The sequence below is a fragment of the Maricaulis virginensis genome (assembly GCF_027922185.1).
Lineage (GTDB): Bacteria > Pseudomonadota > Alphaproteobacteria > Caulobacterales > Maricaulaceae > Maricaulis > Maricaulis virginensis.
The window spans coordinates 409,745-425,974 of sequence record NZ_BSFE01000002.1 but is presented as its reverse complement, the minus strand read 5'-3'; the positions used below and the strand labels follow the sequence as shown (position 1 = coordinate 425,974).

Sequence of the window (16,230 nt, the reverse complement as noted above, 5' to 3'; positions counted from 1 at the left end):
GCCCCGGCGGTCCTGCGCGATATCGGCGCAGCGGTCAGCGCTGCAGGAAGGCCGGCATGCAGGCATTCTCGCGGGAACCGGCGCAATCGCCGGCCGCAAAGCGCACCAGGATCTCGTCAGGCCCGAAGGCGGCGGTGGCGAGACCGGTCTCGTCGAGCGTGGCGAGAAGACCGAACGGATCGAAGGGCCCGTCCAGCAAGGCGAGGATCTCGCTGGCTGCCCCGTCCGAGCGCGCATCGAGTGCGGCCAGGAGGCGGGCCTGGGAATAGTCGCGATCGGCGGACCGGTAGAGGCTTTCCAGCGCTGCCTCATAGGCGCCGGGACCGGACTGGTCCGTCATCCGCGCATCGAGCAGATAGTGGAACAGCGCCCCGCCGCCATAGACGAGCTGGCGGTTTGCCTGCTTGTCCTCGCCGGCCTCGGCCAGGCTTATCGCACCGCTGGCGATGCGCCCCAGCAGGAAGCGGCGGATCTGGCCTTCCAGCATGAAAATGACATCGGGTTCGTCGACCAGGCCGGCGCGGTAGAGCGTCTTCATGGCGAAATAATCCGCCCCGCCCTCGGTGAACCATTGCGACTGGGCATAGGGGACGGGCCGGATCGTCACGCCCAGCCAGGCGTGCAGCGTCTCGTGTGCCAGTGTGCGCGCCCACATCAGGCGCTCGTGCGGGCGGAAGGGCGCAGGCATGCGCTGGCCGAAACTCTGGGCGAAGGCGCCACCGTCATTCATCTGTCCCTCGCCGAAGACGACGAGATAGCGTTCCATCGGCACACCGCCGAAGGTCTGCGCATAACGGGTGAGGCTGTCCTCCAGCACGCGGCGGAAGTCCGCCACACCGTCGGCCAGCGGCTGCTGGGCGAGCAGGGTGACGGCCATGCCGTCGACATCGAAGGTCTGCGGCGCCAGGCCCGGACCGGTCACGAAGATATTGCGCACCACATCATTGAGCCCCTCGACCCGGTAGCGGCCGGGGCCGGTCTGCGGCCAGGCCGCGACCACCTGCCAGTCCTCGGGCAGGTCGAAGGCGATGTCGAAGGTGCAATCCGTCCAGGCATGGTTGAGCACCAGTACCGGATTGCCGGTGAAGTAGAAGGCGTCGTCGAACCGGTAGGCCGTCTCCTCCTTGCCCACCTCCCAGACGGCGCGGTCATGATCGGCGACCAGGGTGTAGCTGTAGCCGTCCCAGCCGGCCGCCTCGCCGCCGGGATGCTGCCAGGTCCCGTATCCCATATAGCGCGGGGGACGCGGATCGTCACCGAAGCGCAGATCCTCGATGAAATCGGCCGTACCGTCCTGTGCGCCCTCCCCCGGACGCCACAGAATGTCGAGCACGCCGCTGGCGCCTTGCGCCTCGACGGTGACATCGAAACGGTTGCCGCCGGCATGGGCGAAATCGAGCCGCACCGGGTCGGCCGGACAGGTGGCCGGCGTCTGCGCCAGCGCGGGCGTGGCGGCTGCCAGGGCGCCGGCGGCCGCAATCAGGACTGGATGAAGTTTCACGCGTCTGTCTCCCCGTTTTCAAAACGAACAGATGCGCCGCCCGCGCCGGCCGGATGCAGCGACCGGCGGACGGCACACAATGCGTATCCCTCCGCATGGACGACCCTAGGGGGTGCCGGACCTCACGAAGATGGACGGCACATGACCGTCTCGGCAGAAAATTGAAACCGGAGGGCCGCGCGGCTAGTATGAACGCCGGGGCAAGGGGGAAATCGGGAAATGTTCAACGCGACCAACAGGATGTCCGTCGCCATGCAGGCCGTGATCGTGATCGGTGCGGTCTTCGTGCTCGCCATGGCCGTCCAGCGCGCCGTGGCGCACCTGTCATCCGACGACTGCGTGATCCGCAACACCTATGACGAAGCCGGCAATCTCCTGACCTCGCAAACGCTCTGCCGCTAGGGGGGCAAGCCGCGCGGCGGCCGCTTCCAGGAAGGTGGCATGCCTCTGGCGCGAATGAATCAGAAGCCTGTCCTCGACAGTCCCCCTGCGCCAAGGCTTCGGCGGGACATCCTCCTTCGCTGAAGCTTCGGAGGACAGGCCGCTTCGCCCCGGGTGCGCGCTACGGGTGGCTTGCCACCCGAAGCCCGCAGGGCGTTGGCCCCTGCCGGGGCATTCTGCGTCTAAAATCGATTCACTGGATCGATTTTTCTGCCTCCGGCAGACCGACTTCGAATGGTGCGGGCGGCCGGGATTGAACCGGCACGGCCTTGCGGCCGGCAGATTTTAAGTCTGCTGCGTCTACCAATTCCGCCACGCCCGCGCCGGTGGTGCGGGGCGATCCTACACCGGTTTTCAGGGCAGGCCAGAGGGCCGGTCAGCCCTCCGGCAGCCCGCCCTGGCTACTCCTTCAGCCCCCGGCCCTCATCGATGCGGCGGGCGCGTTCCACAAGCTCCAGGAATTCGGCGCGGTAGCCGAATTCGTCTTCACCGAGGGCCGATGCCGCGTCTTCGGCGACGGCCTCCCAGCTGTATCCGTCCTGCAGATAGGGGTCACCGCGCAGCAATTGGGCAAAGCCGGCCACGGCGACGGAGAAACGCACTTCAGTGTCCGCCTCGTCGAACGTCCTGACCGCATCGGCATCGGTGACCGTGCGTTCCATCAGGATGCTCTCATCCTCGCCGGGCTGCTTGTAGCGCAAGCGCAGGAGCCCGTACTCGCCGGACAGGTCTGCAGCCGGCCGGGCCGCCCCGCCATAGCGCAGAGGATCCATCAGCACGCCTTCCGATCCCGGCGCGGCGATCTCGTAGATCGCGGTGACGGCATGGCCCGAGCCCACCTCGCCGGCATCGACGGCGTCATTGTTGAAATCGGCCCGGTCCAGCAGGCGCGTCTCGTATCCGATCAGCCGGTATTCCGCGACGCGGGCCGGATTGAACTCGACCTGGATCTTCACATCGTTGGCGATCGGGAAAAGCGCGGAGAAGCTCTCCTCGACCAGCATGCGGCGCGCTTCCTGGCGGCTGTCGATATAGCCCGCCGTGCCGTTCCCGGCCTGGGCGATCAGCTGCATCATGCGGTCATTGTAATTGCCGCGGCCAAAACCCATCACGGAGAGATAGATGCCGCTGTCGCGCTGGCGGGCGACATAGTCTTCCAGGCTCTCGTCACGCGTGACGCCGACATTGAAATCGCCATCGGTGAGCAGCATGACGCGGTTCACCGCGTCCTCGTCGAAATTCTCCCGCGCCAGCGAATAGGCCAGGTCCAGCCCGGCCCCGCCCGCGGTCGACCCACCGGCATGCAGCCGGTCCAGCGCCTCGTGGATGCGCCGCGCATGGCGCGCCTCGGTCGGCTCGAGCACGGCACCGGCGGCGCCCGCATAGACCACCAGGGAGACCGTGTCCTCGGGCTCCAGCTCGTCGACCAGCATGTGCAGGGCCTGCACGGCGAGCGGCAGCTTGTCCGGCGAATTCATCGAGCCGGAGACATCGATCAGGAAGACCAGATTGGCCCGCGGTCGCTCGTCCGGCACGATCTCGAAACCCTGGATACCGACATGCATCAGCTGTGTGTTCGCGTTCCAGGGATTGGGCGTCACCGTGACATGGGTGGCGAAGGGCTCGTCCGGTCCCGGCGGCAGGGCGTAGTCATAGTCGAAATAATTGATCATCTCCTCGATACGCACCGCGTCGGAGGGCGGCAGTTCGCGGCTGTCGATGAGATAGTCACGCACCACGGCATAGCTGGCCGTGTCGACATCGATGGAGAAGGTGGAGACGGGTTCCTCCGCCGTGGAAACGACCGGATTGGCCTCGGTATCGTCATAACGCTCGCGGTCTTCCGGTTCGGGCTGAGGCCAGTGACGCGGCGAAACCATGGGCGCGGGCGCGCCTGCGAGCCGGGCGCCCGTGACGGTGACGTAGTCGGCCGAGGCCGGCGGCGGGGGTGGCGGCGGAGGCGGCAACCGATATTCAAATTCGTGTTCGGCGACTTCGCCCGGCTCGTCCGTCGTTGCCGTACAGCCGGCCACAGCGACGCCCAAGGCGCTCGCCAGCAAGATTGCGCGTTTCATGGAAGCACTCCCCTTCCCGTCATGTCCCTCGCATCAAGCTGCAACACGAAAGCCGGTGCAACCGAAAGACGAAAGCGGGGCAATTTGGGGGCAGCGGGAAATCTGCTAGGAGTTACAAACCCAAGAACCGGATCAGCGCCATGCTCACCGATTTCCGCCTGCCGAAGGGTTCGACACTTCGCACAGTCGCCTTTGCTCTGCTGTGCCTCGCTATTCTTGGCCTCAGCCTGCCGGACACGGGACGGTTCTACGACGCGATGTTCATTGTCGCCCTGGTGGCGATGGCGAGTTTCTTCTACGCTATGTGCCGCCGTGGACAGGCATGGTCTCGACGCTGGAACGAGCAGTTCCACATCTGGAAAATGCAGCACTATCACCTGCTCGGCACAACTGCAGTCCTGCAGTTTCTGCTCTTGTTTGCGATCGCCGCCCGGATTCTCGCCTTCTTCATTTTTATTGGCCTGGGCGGGCTTGACGGGCTTGCCCTTCATGTATGCATCCTGGCGACGCTCTTCCTACTATGCTGGCGTTACCGGGATGTTGTTCGCGAAGAACGCGACCGTTTGCGCAAGGACGGCGCATTCGACGGTACCCCCTACTCCTCCGGATCGATGCGCGGTTCGTAGCCGAGCTCCTGCACCAGGTCGGCGATGGCGTCGATGACGCGGGCGAGAGCGCGCTTGTCGGTGGAGCGGGCGACGAGATGGGTGCCGCGGCGGACCTCGCCGGCCTTCACCTCGATGAAATAGGGATAGGAGCCGATGGACACGTTCGGGTTCTCCTCCTGCAACACGCCCAGCTTCTCGGCAATCTCGCCCTCGCGCAGATTATCGCCCTTCACCGAGCGCGACAGGGTGACCGTGCCGCCTTCCAGGCGGTGGGCGATATCCTCCAGCATGCCGCGGCAGATCGCGGGCACGCCGGCCATGGTGAAGACATTGCCGGTCTGGAAGCCCGGCGCGCCGGTGACCGGGTTCTTGATCAGCGACGAGCCCTCGGGGATGCGCGCCATGCGCTTGCGGCTCTCGGTGACCGGCGTCTTCGTCTTGTCGTACCATTCCTCGATGATCGCCAGCGCATCGGCGCGGACATCGATGGTCATGCCGAAGGCTTTCGCGATGCTGTCGGCGGTGATGTCGTCATGGGTCGGGCCGATCCCGCCCGTGGTGAAGACATAGTCGGCCTTGGCGCGCAGCGTGTTCACCGCCTCGACAATCTCGTCCTCGATATCCGGCACGGTGCGCGCCTCGATCACATTGATCCCCAGCGGCGCCAGGAATTGCGCGATCTGCTGGAGATTCCTGTCCTGGGTGCGCCCGGAGAGCACCTCGTCACCGATCAGGAGAACCGCTGCCGTAACGCGCCGGGTATCCGCCATGTGATTCCATCCTTCATCGAGCCCTTCGAGGGGGTATATGAGGCAGACGCCAGGAAGTCCAAGCCATGAAATTCTCCCAACCGCTCATCCCCGGCCGTCTGGTCAGACGCTACAAGCGCTTCTTCGCCGATGTGACGCTGGAAGACGGCACGGAGGTGACCGCCCACTGCGCCAATACCGGTGCCATGACAGGCATCAAGGAGCCGGGGCTGAAAGTGTGGCTGTCGCGCTCGGACAATCCAAAGCGCAAGCTGAAATACACCTGGGAGCTGGTGGAGGCGGAAGGCACGATTATCGGCGCCCTGCCCAATACGGCCAACGCCCTGGCCGAGGAAGCGGTGAATGCCGGCGTGATTGCCGAACTGGCCGGTCATGACAGCCTGCGGCGCGAAGTGAAGTATGGCGAGAATTCCCGTATCGATCTGCTGCTGGAAAGCGCGGGCCGGCCGCCCTGCTGGGTCGAGGTGAAGAATGTCCACTGGCAGCGCGGTCCCGGGATTGCGGAGTTTCCCGACGGGGTGACCAGCCGCGGCGCCAAGCATCTGGGCGAACTGGCGGCACAGGTCGTGGCCGGCGATCGCGCGGTGCAGCTGTTCATCGTCCAGCGCAGCGACTGCCACACCCTGCGCCCGGCGGAAGATATCGACCCGGTCTATGCGGCCACCCTGCGCGAGGCGGCAGCGGCGGGTGTTGAAGTGCTGGCTTATGCCTGCCACGTGACAACGGACGGCATTGCCGTCACCACCCCGATGACCGTGGAGCTGGGTGTATGAGCAAGACCGGCTGGGACCTGCCCGATCCCTATATTCACCGCATTGGCGTGACCGAAGACGCGATGGACGCCTTCGGCCATGCCAATAATGCGCGCTATCTGGAATGGGCCGATGAGGCCGCCTGGACCCATTGGTGGGCGAAGGGCTACTCCATGGATGCCTGCCAGACCGAGGATCGCGGCATCGCCATCATCCGCACCGAGGCGGACTATCTGGGCCATGTGCGCGTCGGCGACGCGCTGGACTGCGCGGTCTGGATCACCCGGTCGGACGGGCGCCTGCGCGCCGAGCGGCGCTATCAGTTCAAACGGGTGAAGGATGGTGTGACGGTGTTCCGGGCACTGACAAAAGTCGTGTGTTTCCAGCTCTCTACCGGGCGCCCGGCCCGCATGACCCGGATTTTCCGCGAGCATTATTCCGTCCTGCCTTCGGTCGCCGAGGCGCTCGCCGCTGCAGATTAAAGCCCCGTAACATTGTGCCCGGACCTGTGCGGCCTATAGTCCCCGCCGGATATCACCTCTGGGGGAGGCCTTACTGATGAAGTATCTGGTTCCGGCAATTGCCGGCCTGGCGCTGGTCGCGTGCAACACCGAGACCGGCTCCACCGACACGCAAACCGCCGCCGCGTTCACGCCCGATGTGAGCGCCGGCAATATCGAAGCCCATATCCGTTTCCTGGCGTCCGATTACATGGGCGGCCGCGATACCGGATCCGACGGCTACGAGATCGCCGCGAATTATGTCGCCTCGCAGATGCGCCTGCTGGGCCTCGAGCCGGCCGGCGACAATGGCACCTATTTCGCCGACGTGCCGATGCAGGACGTCCACGCCGACAACGATTACAACCGCTTCAGCCTCGACGGCACCGAGTATGCCCAGGGCGACGGCGTCGTGATCTGGTCGAATCCCTCTGTGCTGGAAGCCGAAGTGACCGGCGAGCTGGTGTTTGTCGGTCATGGTGTGTCGGCGGCCAATCGCGGTCATGACGACTATGCGGACGCGGATGTCGACGGCAAGATCGTGGTCGTGCTCGGCGGCGTTCCCGGCGGTGTGTTCGAAGGCCTCAGCGAAGAGCGCGCCCACCACAACTCCTCCACCACCAAACGCGATGTCGCCGCCGCCCATGGCGCGATCGGCATGATCACGCTGACCGACTGGGACAATGAGCGCACGGCAAGCTATGCGGAAGGCTACGCCTCCCTGCCGGCCGTCCGCCTGACCCCGGCCACCGGCCCGTCGGGCTATGACGACATCCAGGTTTCCGCCAGCGTCGGCGCCGATCTGGCCGCGGCCCTGTTCGAGGGCGCGGAAATGAGCCTGGAAGAAGCGACCGCCGCAATGGAAGCCGAGGAGCCGAGCTTCCCGCGCTTCGACCTGCCGCACACCGTCACCATGCGCCAGCGCACGATTTCCGAACCGTTCAGCGATCCCAATGTCGTCGGCATGATCCGCGGCGCCGATCCGGAACTGGCCGATGAAATCGTCGTCCTCACCGCCCACCTCGACCATATCGGCAATGATGGCGAGCTGGGCCGGGCCAGCGGTTCCTGCCGCTCCTCGGACGAAGAGGACGTGATCTGCAACGGTGCCGTCGACAACGCCTCGGGCGTGTCGATCATGCTGGAAACCGCCCGCACCTTCCTGGAAGAGGGCACGCCGCGCCGGACCATCGTCTTCGTCGCCCTGGCGGCGGAAGAGAAGGGTCTTCTGGGGTCCGAGCACTTCGCCCGCAATCCCACGGTTCCGGCCGAACAGATCGTCGCCAACGTCAATCTGGACATGCCCGTCATCGTCTATGAATTTTCCGACGTGATCGCCTTCGGCGCCAACCACTCCAATCTCGGCCCGATCGCCACGCGCGCTGCGGCCCAGCTGGATGTGGCCATCAGCCCGGACCCGCTGCCGGAACAATCGCTCTTCGTGCGCTCGGACCATTACAACTTCGTGCGCGAAGGCGTGCCCTCGCTCTTCCTGATGACCGGCTTCTCGTCGCCGGATCCGCGCTGGGATGAGGGCGAAGGCTTCATGGGCTTCCTGAACACCCACTATCACCGCCCGACCGACCAGCTGGACGGCGAGCTGGAAGTGCTGTTCGAGCAAGGCGCGAAATTCGCCAATATCAACTACATGATCGCCCGCGAAATCGCCGACGCCGACGAGCGGCCGGCCTGGAACGAGGACAGCTTCTTCGGCAATCTCTACGCTGGCGAAGACTGACCCTCTCCGCAATTGCGAAGAAAATGCAGGCGCGCGCCGTTCCAAACGGCGCGCGCTTTTGTATATAAGGGGCTGATGGAGGATTGCTGACTTGACGACCGCCTACGAGATCGTGACCGACGAGGACGCCGCCAGCGCACCGCGCGACGGCAAGATCAAGCTGCACGGGCCGGAAGGCTTTGCCGGCATGCGCAAGGCCGGCCGTCTGGCTGCGGAAATCCTCGACATGCTGACCGCAGAGGTCGCACCCGGTGTCACGACCGAGCATCTCGACAAGCTGGCGCGTGAGTATGCCTTCGATCATGGCTCCATGCCGGCGACCCTGTTCTACCGGGGTTACCGCCACTCGCTGTGCACTTCGCTGAACCATGTGGTCTGCCACGGCATTCCCGGCCCCAAACCGCTGCGCAATGGCGATATCCTCAATATCGACGTCACCGTGATCGTGGATGGATGGCATGGCGATACCAGCCGCATGTATGTCGCCGGCGAGCCGAAGCGGAAGGCGGAAATCCTGATCGACACGACATACGAGGCGATGATGGCCGGGATCGAGGCCATCAAGCCGGGCGTGACGCTGGGCACGATCGGCGCGATCATCCAGGAATATGCCGAGACGCGCCGCTGCTCCATCGTGCGCGATTTCTGCGGCCACGGTCTGGGCCAGAACTTCCACGACAGCCCGAATGTGCTGCATTTCGGCGAGCATGGCGAAGGCCCCGAGCTGAAGCCGGGCATGTTCTTCACCGTCGAGCCGATGCTGAATCTGGGCCGTCCGGACGTGAAAGTGCTCTCCGATGGCTGGACCGCCGTGACGCGCGACAAGTCGCTCTCGGCGCAGTTCGAGCACTCCTGCGGCGTCACCGAGGACGGGGTGGAGATTTTCACCAAATCCCCCAAGGACCTCGACCGGCCGCCCTATAACCGCTGATCCATGACCGGTCTCGCGCATCATACAGGCCATCGGGACCGGCTGCGCGAAAAACTAACCTCAGCGGGTTCCCTGGCGCTTCACGATTATGAATTGCTGGAGCTCTACCTGTTCCGCTGCATCCCGCGGCGCGACGTCAAACCGATCGCGAAAGACCTTATCGCCCGTTTCGGCGATCTGGGCGGCGTGGCCTCGGCCTCCGTCGACCAGCTGGTCACCGTGAAGGGTGTCAGCGAGAAGACCGCCGCCGAACTCAAGCTCATCAAGGCACTCGCCGAACGGCTGGCCCGCGAACAGGTGATCGGCCGACCGGTCATCGCCTCCTGGTCGGCACTCGTCACCTATTGCCGCACCGCCATGCAGCACGCCACGACCGAACAGTTCCGCGTGCTCTTCCTGGACCGCAAGAACCGGCTCATTGCCGACGAGGTGCTGGGCGAAGGCACGATCGACCATGCCCCGGTCTATCCGCGCGAAGTGGTCAAGCGTGCCCTGGCGCATGAGGCCACGGCCCTGATCCTGGTGCACAATCACCCCTCCGGCGATGCCACGCCCAGCCAGGCCGATATCGAAATGACCCGCACCCTCGCGGATATCTGCAAACCCTTCGACATCGTGCTGCACGACCACCTCGTGATCGGCCGCGAAAACACAGCCAGTTTCAAGACGCTGGGGCTGATGTAGGGGCACGCCCCATCCTTCCCCTTGATGGGGACTGAGGCGCCAAAGGACATGCCGGGGGCATGTCCGACGCAACGAAGGACCGCGCCGAAGGCGTGGTGGATGGGGTGGGGGCGAGGTGCCTGCCATGTCGCACCTGGAAAGCTCACACCGGGATTCACCCCTTCCGACCCGAGGCTTCGCCTCGGCCCACCTTCCCCATCAAGGGGAAGGATTGGAAGCCCGGCCTCGCCGGTATCACTGCCGAACCACACTGGACCCGCGCCGCCAAAGCCTTAGCCTCCTTGTCGGGACGCTATCGACAGGACCGACATGCACAATCGCGCCTTCTATTTCACCCATCTGGAATGCTCCGAGACGGGCAAGCGCTACGAGATCGACACGCCGCACAATCTCTCCGATGCCGGCAAGCCGCTGCTGGCGCGCTATGATCTGGAGAAGATGAAGGGCGAGATCGACCGCGGGGCGATCTGGGCGCGCAATACCGGTTTCTGGAAATGGCGCGAACTCCTGCCCGTCTATGACAGCGACGATATCTGCCGCCTGGGCGAGACCGATACGCCGCTGATCGATGTGCCCGCCACGGCGAAGGCCTCCGGCGCCACCGGCAAGGTGTGGGTGAAGGATGAGGGCCGTCTGCCCACGGGCTCGTTCAAGGCGCGCGGCCTCGCCCTCGCCGTCGCCATGGCACACTCATTCGGTATCAAGCGCCTGGCCATGCCGACAAACGGCAATGCCGGCGCCGCCATGTCGGCCTATGCCAGCCGGATGGGGATGGAGAGCTGGTGCTTTGCCCCGGAGGACACGCCGCAGATCAATCTGGACGAGATGGCGCTGCAGGGCGCCAAGGTCTTCAAGGTGAACGGCTATATCCACCATTGCGGCGCCCTTGTCGCGGCCGGCAAGGACGAGATGGGCTGGTTCGACGTCTCCACCCTCAAGGAGCCCTACCGGATCGAGGGCAAGAAGACGATGGGCCTGGAACTGGCCGCCCAGATGGGCTGGAAACTGCCCGATGCGATCTTCTATCCCACCGGCGGCGGCACCGGCCTGATCGGCATGTGGAAAGCCTTCGACGAGATGGAGAAACTCGGCTGGATCGGCCCGGAACGCCCGAAAATGTTCGCCGTCCAGGCCGAGGGCTGTGCCCCTATCGTGAAAGCCTTCGAGGCCGGCGAACGCCATGCCGAGGAATGGCTCGACGCCCAAACCGCTGCCATGGGCATCCGCGTCCCCAAGGCGATCGGCGACTTCCTGATCCTGGACGCCGTGCGCGAGAGCGGCGGCGCTGCCGTGGCCGTGTCGGAAGCGGCCATCGAGACGGCCCGCACCCGCTGTGCGCGGGAAGACGGCTTGCTGCTCTGCCCCGAAGGCGCCGCGACGCTGGCCGCCATGGAAAAGGCCATGGGCGACGGTCTGGTGGCACGGGACGCCGAATGTGTGCTGTTCAATTGCGGCTCGGGGCTGAAGTACAAGATGCCGGACGGGGCCGTGGCGCTGGATCGGCATGGCGAGGTGGATTGGGGGGCGATGTAGTGCCACCTTTAGCGCACTATTGGAGGCGCTTTTGGCAACATCAGGTCCACCCACCACAGTTCAAACAAACTTGTTTGCGTGTATCACCAGTGCTGAAATGCGAAGCGAACGAGAAGACATCTGCGAGGGTGTTTCGCTAGAACGCGTCTACGTTGATGCTTTTGGCCACACGATGACTGCATATGCGCCGCCACCTTCCGCTAGAGCGCACCATCCCTCTCCTTGGGTGCCGGTTCTAGCAAGCACCAAGTTCGACTGTCGCGTTCAGATACGGGTATCAAGCGGCAAAGCTCAAGACGAAGCTGCCGCGCTGAATACTGCATGGCTCGCCGCGACTGTTCTACGGTGCCGTTTGGGTGCTCCAATCCGCATCCCGTTCTATTCCCCCGTTTCGTTCAACGAGATCCCAACCAAGTCACCAGCCCCCCAAATCACCCCTTTCGAAATGGGAGAAACGCATATCGGAGCATTCACCACCCGTGTTTGCGACTTGGAAAAAGAAGGCATTAGATGGCTAAAAGAGATGCTGCCAAGCGCCACACACCTATTTTCCGATCTACGTTTTCGTCGTTTTCTGACCCTGTCCGACACAGCTCAATGGGCTCATTCGCCAGAGGCCGGGTGCATTATGGTCTGGACTGCGCTTGAAGTTTTTTTTGACATCTCGGACAAGCAGGACAAAACGAAAGTTATCTCTCGGTGCCTCTCAAAGTATCTGGCGAACGAGAGGTCTGAATACGACAAGATTTTTCCTCTCGTTCGGAAGCAGTACCAACACCGTGGCAGCGCGGTGCATGCTGGCGCTTCTCTGGAAAATTCCGACGTGGCGCAAACATTTAGGTTAGCAAACGTTGTGCTACAGCAATGCCTTATCCAACGCGAGCTACCAGCCACGTAGTTCGCGCCCTTCTCCGCCCAGCCTATTATTGCCCGCGCGTTTCAACCCCGAGGGGGGGGGGGAAACGTCATGACGGCTGGCGCGGTGACGCTGGATAAACACAGCGAGTAGGATTGGGGGCGATGTAGCTGCTTTTCTTCCCCATTCCATGGGGAAGTGGGCCGATGCGCAGCATCGGGTCGAAGGGGCGGCGCGCAAGCGCCGTGGGGCGGTCGCGCTTGGCTCAACCATTCCGCCGCGTGCCGCGGCGGCCCCTCCCCCGCTTCGCGGGTCCCCCTCCCCATTCCATGGGGAGGAAAGAAGCGCGCCACTTGACCTTCCCGCTCTTTCAGAGCATCCCCCGCGCTTCTCCTGCATGAACGCCGGAATTCCGGCGTTCGAGTCTTTCGTGATCGCATTTTCGAACCGCAAAACCGGTTCCCACTTTTGCTGAAAATGCTCAGCCCGGAGCACCGCCGATGATCCCCCGCTATACCCGTCCGGAAATGGCCGCCATCTGGGCCGACCAGAACAAGTACAGGATCTGGTATCTGATCGAGGCGCATGCGACGGAGAAGCTGGCGGAGCTGGGCGTGGTGCCGCAATCGGCGGTCGAGGCGGTCTGGAAAGCCAAGGATGTCGAGTTCGACGTCGACCGGATCAACGAGATCGAGGCCGAGGTGAAGCATGACGTCATCGCCTTCCTCACCCATCTGGCCGAGCATGTCGGCGAGGAGAGCCGGTTCGTCCACCAGGGCCTGACCTCTTCGGACGTGCTGGACACCTGTCTCGCCGTGCAGCTGAAACAGTCTGCCGACCTCTTGCTGGAGGGCATGGACCGCGTGCTGGCGGCGCTGAAGGCACGCGCGGAAGAGCACAAATACACCGCCTGCATCGGCCGCTCGCACGGCATCCATGCCGAGCCGACGACGATGGGCCTGAAATTCGCGCGCTTCTATGCCGAGTTTGCCCGCAATCGCGAACGCCTGGTGCGGGCGCGCGACGAGATCGCCACCTGCGCCATTTCCGGCGCCATCGGCACGTTCGCGAATGTCGATCCGGCGGTGGAAGAACATGTCGCCGAACAGATGGGCCTGACGGTGGAACCGATCTCCACCCAGGTCATCCCGCGCGACCGTCACGCCAATTATTTCGCTGTGCTGGGCCTGATCGCCTCGGCGATCGAGAATATCGCCATCGAGGTGCGCCACCTCCAGCGCTCCGAAGTGCGCGAGGCGCAGGAATATTTCTCGCCGGGCCAGAAGGGCTCGTCGGCCATGCCGCACAAACGCAATCCGATCCTGACGGAAAACCTGACCGGCCAGGCGCGCCTGGTGCGTTCGGCCGTGGTGCCGGCGATGGAGAATGTGGCGCTGTGGCACGAGCGGGACATCTCCCACTCCTCCGTGGAGCGCGGCATCGGTCCGGACGCCAATGTGCATCTGGATTTCGCCCTGCACCGCACCGCCGGCATGATCGAGAAGCTCATCGTCCATGCCGACCGCTGCGCGGAAAACCTCAACGCCTATGGCGGCATCCACAATTCCCAGCGCGTCCTGCTGGCCCTGACCCAGGCCGGCGCGTCGCGCGAGGTGAGCTATCGCCTCGTCCAGCGCAACGGCATGAAGACCTGGGATGAAGGCGGCATGCTGGTCGACCATCTCAAGGCCGACGCCGAGGTCACCGCGCTTCTGAGCAACGAGCAGATCGAGGCCTGTTTCGACGAGGCCTACCACATGAAGCATGTGGACACGATCTTCCGGCGCGTGTTCGGGGAGTAGGGCGCTTTCGCGCTGCGACTGAGGCAGACCTGGAAGTGCGAGCCCTGCTCGCAATCCTCCATAGGGCGCATGCCAGCCAGTCAGCCGTATCCGCAAGCGAACAATGGGTTTTCAGGGCACGGAACGTGCCCGCCGCTCTTGCCGACAGGGTGACGGTGATTGAAGCCGGGGTTCAGCAAGATTGCGGCTGTCCCAGGCTCCGCAGGGTCACCACCCCACCCCCCGTCATCCTGACGAAGGTCAGGACCCAGATTATAGAGCGAGCTGGTGCCAGGCTTGGCTCGACCCGGCCCTGTGAACTGGGCCCTGACCTTCGTCAGGGTGACGCCCGTGTGAGTTCTGACAACAAGACCAAGCACGCCCGGCGGCCCATTTGTAGGTTGCACGCCGCAGCGCGCCCCCTAAATTCCCCCCATGTCCAAGCTCTACGACTCCATCGACGATCGCCTCACGGCCTTCATCGAGAAGCAGAAGATGTTCTTTGTGGCGACGGCACCGTCGGGCGATGAGGGGCATGTGAATGTCTCGCCGAAGGGCTATGACAGTTTCCGCATCCTGGGGCCGAACGAGGTGGCTTTTCTCGATCTGGGCGGGTCGGGTGTGGAGACGATTGCGCATCTGCGCCAGAACGGGCGGATCACCTTCATGTTCTGCGCCTTCGAGGGCGCGGCGAACATATTGCGGCTCTATGGCACGGGCGAAGCAACCTGTTTCGACGATCCGGGCTTTGCGGAGAAGAAGGCCCTCTTCCCGGAGTTTCCCAAGGTGCGCGCGATCATCACGGCGAAGATCCACCGCATCGCCGACAGCTGCGGCTGGGGCGTGCCCTTCTATGACTTCAAGGGCGAGCGCGACCAGCTGATCCGCTATAACGAGCACCGTACCGACGAGGTCTGGCGCGAACGCCGCTATACCGGCAATGCCGAGTCGATTGACGGCCTGCCGGGACTCGTAAAGCCGGATGCAGCGGAATGACACCCCCGGCCGCGCCAGGTGACGCCGGTGTGATGCCGTCGTGCAGTGACGGCGAACGCGGCCAGCGCTAAAGGGTTAAAACCTCTCAGGAAGACCGATATGCGACTGATTGCTGCCGTGCTGGCCGGACTGGCCCTGTTTCTTGGACCCAATTTCGTGCGGGCCGCCTGGGACGAGGCGGCGCCGGCGCAGGAGCCGCGACTGGTCGCCGCCATGTTCCGCTCGTCCTGGTGCGGCGCCTGCCGCGTGCTGGAACCGCGGGTCGAGGATGTACGCGAGGCGATGGCGGGCGAACCGGTCGGCTGGGTGCGGTTCAACTTCACCTGGGGCGAGCGCGACGGTCTGCGCGATCTTGCCGAGGCGGAAGGTATTGCACCGCTCTATGACGAGCTGGCCGGACGCACCGGCTTTCTTGTGCTGATGGATCGCGAGACCGGGCAGGTCTTCGAGATCGTCACGATGGATTATGACCGCGCCCGCATCCGCGAGGCCCTGGAGCGCTGGCTGGTCGTTGTGGAGCGGCTGGAAAGCGTCGAGGGCTGACGCGCCTCCCCCGTCACGGGCGAGGCGCGTGATCGATCCCGCCCCTAGCCTTCGGCCTGGATCTGCTGGCGGGCGGTGGCGAGGAGATCGTCCATCTGCTTGCGCAGCAGGTGGTCGGACAGGTCGACATTGCGGGCATCGAGATCGCCGCGCACCTTGCGGAAGACGTCGTCATCGCCCGCTTCCTCGAAATCGGCGACAATGACCGACTTGGCGTATTCGGCTGCGGCTTCGCCATCGAGGCCCATCAGCTCGGCAGCCCACAGGCCCAGGAGCTTGTTGCGGCGGGCGGCCGCCTTGAATTCGAGTTCCTGGTCGTGCGCGAACTTGTTTTCGAAGCCTTTTTCGCGATCGTTGATGCCCGACATGGGTCTCTCCTTGAGGATGTCCATTTGCCCGAGTGACTAGCTCGGCAAGGGGTCTAAATCAATCTTCACCGCGCACAAGGCTGCGGCGATCTCAAAACAATCCTACCGCACCGCGGCAAGACGTTGCAGAGGGACGCGCACGCGGATATTTTC

The 16,230-nt window shown here is 64.2% G+C and carries 16 protein-coding genes and 1 tRNA gene; 12 read left to right on the top strand and 5 right to left on the bottom strand.

What is annotated here, in order from left to right; all coding sequences use genetic code 11:
• Nucleotides 1-34: 34 nt before the first annotated feature.
• A complete protein-coding gene (locus PKE71_RS05530) occupies nt 35-1,501 on the bottom strand; it encodes a M61 family metallopeptidase (RefSeq protein ID WP_271185968.1) in 1,467 nt (488 codons plus the stop codon).
• A 219-nt stretch (nt 1,502-1,720) separates the two neighbouring features.
• Between PKE71_RS05530 and PKE71_RS05525 the strand changes: the two genes are divergently transcribed.
• Nucleotides 1,721-1,903, top strand: a complete 183-nt coding sequence (locus tag PKE71_RS05525) for a hypothetical protein (RefSeq protein ID WP_271185967.1) — start codon at nt 1,721-1,723, stop codon at nt 1,901-1,903.
• Between the two features lie 274 nt (nt 1,904-2,177).
• Here PKE71_RS05525 and PKE71_RS05520 read toward each other — a convergent pair.
• Both PKE71_RS05520 and PKE71_RS05515 read right to left on the bottom strand, forming a co-directional pair.
• Nucleotides 2,178-2,264, bottom strand: a tRNA-Leu gene (locus PKE71_RS05520).
• Between the two features lie 79 nt (nt 2,265-2,343).
• Entirely contained in the window at nt 2,344-4,017 is a 1,674-nt protein-coding gene (locus PKE71_RS05515) for a vWA domain-containing protein (protein WP_271185966.1), read from the bottom strand.
• Between the two features lie 140 nt (nt 4,018-4,157).
• Between PKE71_RS05515 and PKE71_RS05510 the strand changes: the two genes are divergently transcribed.
• A complete protein-coding gene (locus PKE71_RS05510; protein ID WP_271185965.1) occupies nt 4,158-4,643 on the top strand; it encodes a hypothetical protein in 486 nt (161 codons plus the stop codon).
• Here PKE71_RS05510 and PKE71_RS05505 read toward each other — a convergent pair.
• A complete protein-coding gene (locus tag PKE71_RS05505; RefSeq protein WP_271185964.1) occupies nt 4,613-5,395 on the bottom strand; it encodes a competence/damage-inducible protein A in 783 nt (260 codons plus the stop codon). The two genes, PKE71_RS05510 and PKE71_RS05505, sit on opposite strands and share 31 nt — an antisense overlap.
• Before the next feature lie 65 nt (nt 5,396-5,460).
• On the opposite strand from PKE71_RS05505, the gene sfsA reads away from it, so the two are divergent.
• The 10 genes from sfsA to PKE71_RS05455 all read left to right on the top strand — a co-directional run bounded on the left by sfsA (nt 5,461) and on the right by PKE71_RS05455 (nt 15,709).
• Nucleotides 5,461-6,168: a DNA/RNA nuclease SfsA gene (gene sfsA, locus PKE71_RS05500; protein WP_271185963.1), complete on the top strand. Its 708-nt coding sequence runs from the start codon at nt 5,461-5,463 to the stop codon at nt 6,166-6,168.
• Nucleotides 6,165-6,629, top strand: coding sequence for an acyl-CoA thioesterase (locus PKE71_RS05495; RefSeq protein ID WP_271185962.1), 465 nt, complete (start codon nt 6,165-6,167; stop codon nt 6,627-6,629). Before sfsA ends, PKE71_RS05495 begins: the two co-directional genes overlap by 4 nt.
• A 76-nt stretch (nt 6,630-6,705) precedes the next feature.
• Nucleotides 6,706-8,385: a M28 family metallopeptidase gene (locus tag PKE71_RS05490; protein ID WP_271185961.1), complete on the top strand. Its 1,680-nt coding sequence runs from the start codon at nt 6,706-6,708 to the stop codon at nt 8,383-8,385.
• 91 nt (nt 8,386-8,476) lie between these two features.
• Nucleotides 8,477-9,316 carry a type I methionyl aminopeptidase gene (map, locus tag PKE71_RS05485; protein ID WP_271185960.1) on the top strand — a complete coding sequence of 280 codons (840 nt, stop codon included), beginning with the start codon at nt 8,477-8,479 and terminating at the stop codon, nt 9,314-9,316.
• A gap of 3 nt (nt 9,317-9,319) precedes the next feature.
• Nucleotides 9,320-10,000: a RadC family protein gene (gene radC / locus PKE71_RS05480; RefSeq protein WP_271185959.1), complete on the top strand. Its 681-nt coding sequence runs from the start codon at nt 9,320-9,322 to the stop codon at nt 9,998-10,000.
• 309 nt (nt 10,001-10,309) lie between these two features.
• Nucleotides 10,310-11,533, top strand: a complete 1,224-nt coding sequence (locus PKE71_RS05475; RefSeq protein WP_271185958.1) for a threonine synthase — start codon at nt 10,310-10,312, stop codon at nt 11,531-11,533.
• 31 nt (nt 11,534-11,564) lie between these two features.
• Nucleotides 11,565-12,431 (top strand): hypothetical protein, encoded by an 867-nt coding sequence (locus PKE71_RS05470; RefSeq protein ID WP_271185957.1) that lies wholly within the window; start codon nt 11,565-11,567, stop codon nt 12,429-12,431.
• Between the two features lie 458 nt (nt 12,432-12,889).
• The gene (gene purB / locus PKE71_RS05465) at nt 12,890-14,191 is read left to right on the top strand and encodes an adenylosuccinate lyase (RefSeq protein ID WP_271185956.1); all 1,302 of its coding nucleotides are present in this window, start codon (nt 12,890-12,892) and stop codon (nt 14,189-14,191) included.
• Between the two features lie 414 nt (nt 14,192-14,605).
• Nucleotides 14,606-15,166, top strand: a complete 561-nt coding sequence (locus PKE71_RS05460) for a pyridoxamine 5'-phosphate oxidase family protein (protein WP_271185955.1) — start codon at nt 14,606-14,608, stop codon at nt 15,164-15,166.
• A gap of 99 nt (nt 15,167-15,265) precedes the next feature.
• Nucleotides 15,266-15,709 (top strand): thioredoxin domain-containing protein, encoded by a 444-nt coding sequence (locus PKE71_RS05455; RefSeq protein ID WP_271185954.1) that lies wholly within the window; start codon nt 15,266-15,268, stop codon nt 15,707-15,709.
• A 44-nt stretch (nt 15,710-15,753) separates the two neighbouring features.
• Here the strand turns inward: PKE71_RS05455 and PKE71_RS05450 are convergent, their stop codons facing one another.
• On the bottom strand, nt 15,754-16,077 hold the full coding sequence (locus tag PKE71_RS05450) for a DUF1476 domain-containing protein (protein ID WP_271185953.1): 324 nt from the start codon (nt 16,075-16,077) through the stop codon (nt 15,754-15,756).
• Nucleotides 16,078-16,230: the final 153 nt, after the last annotated feature.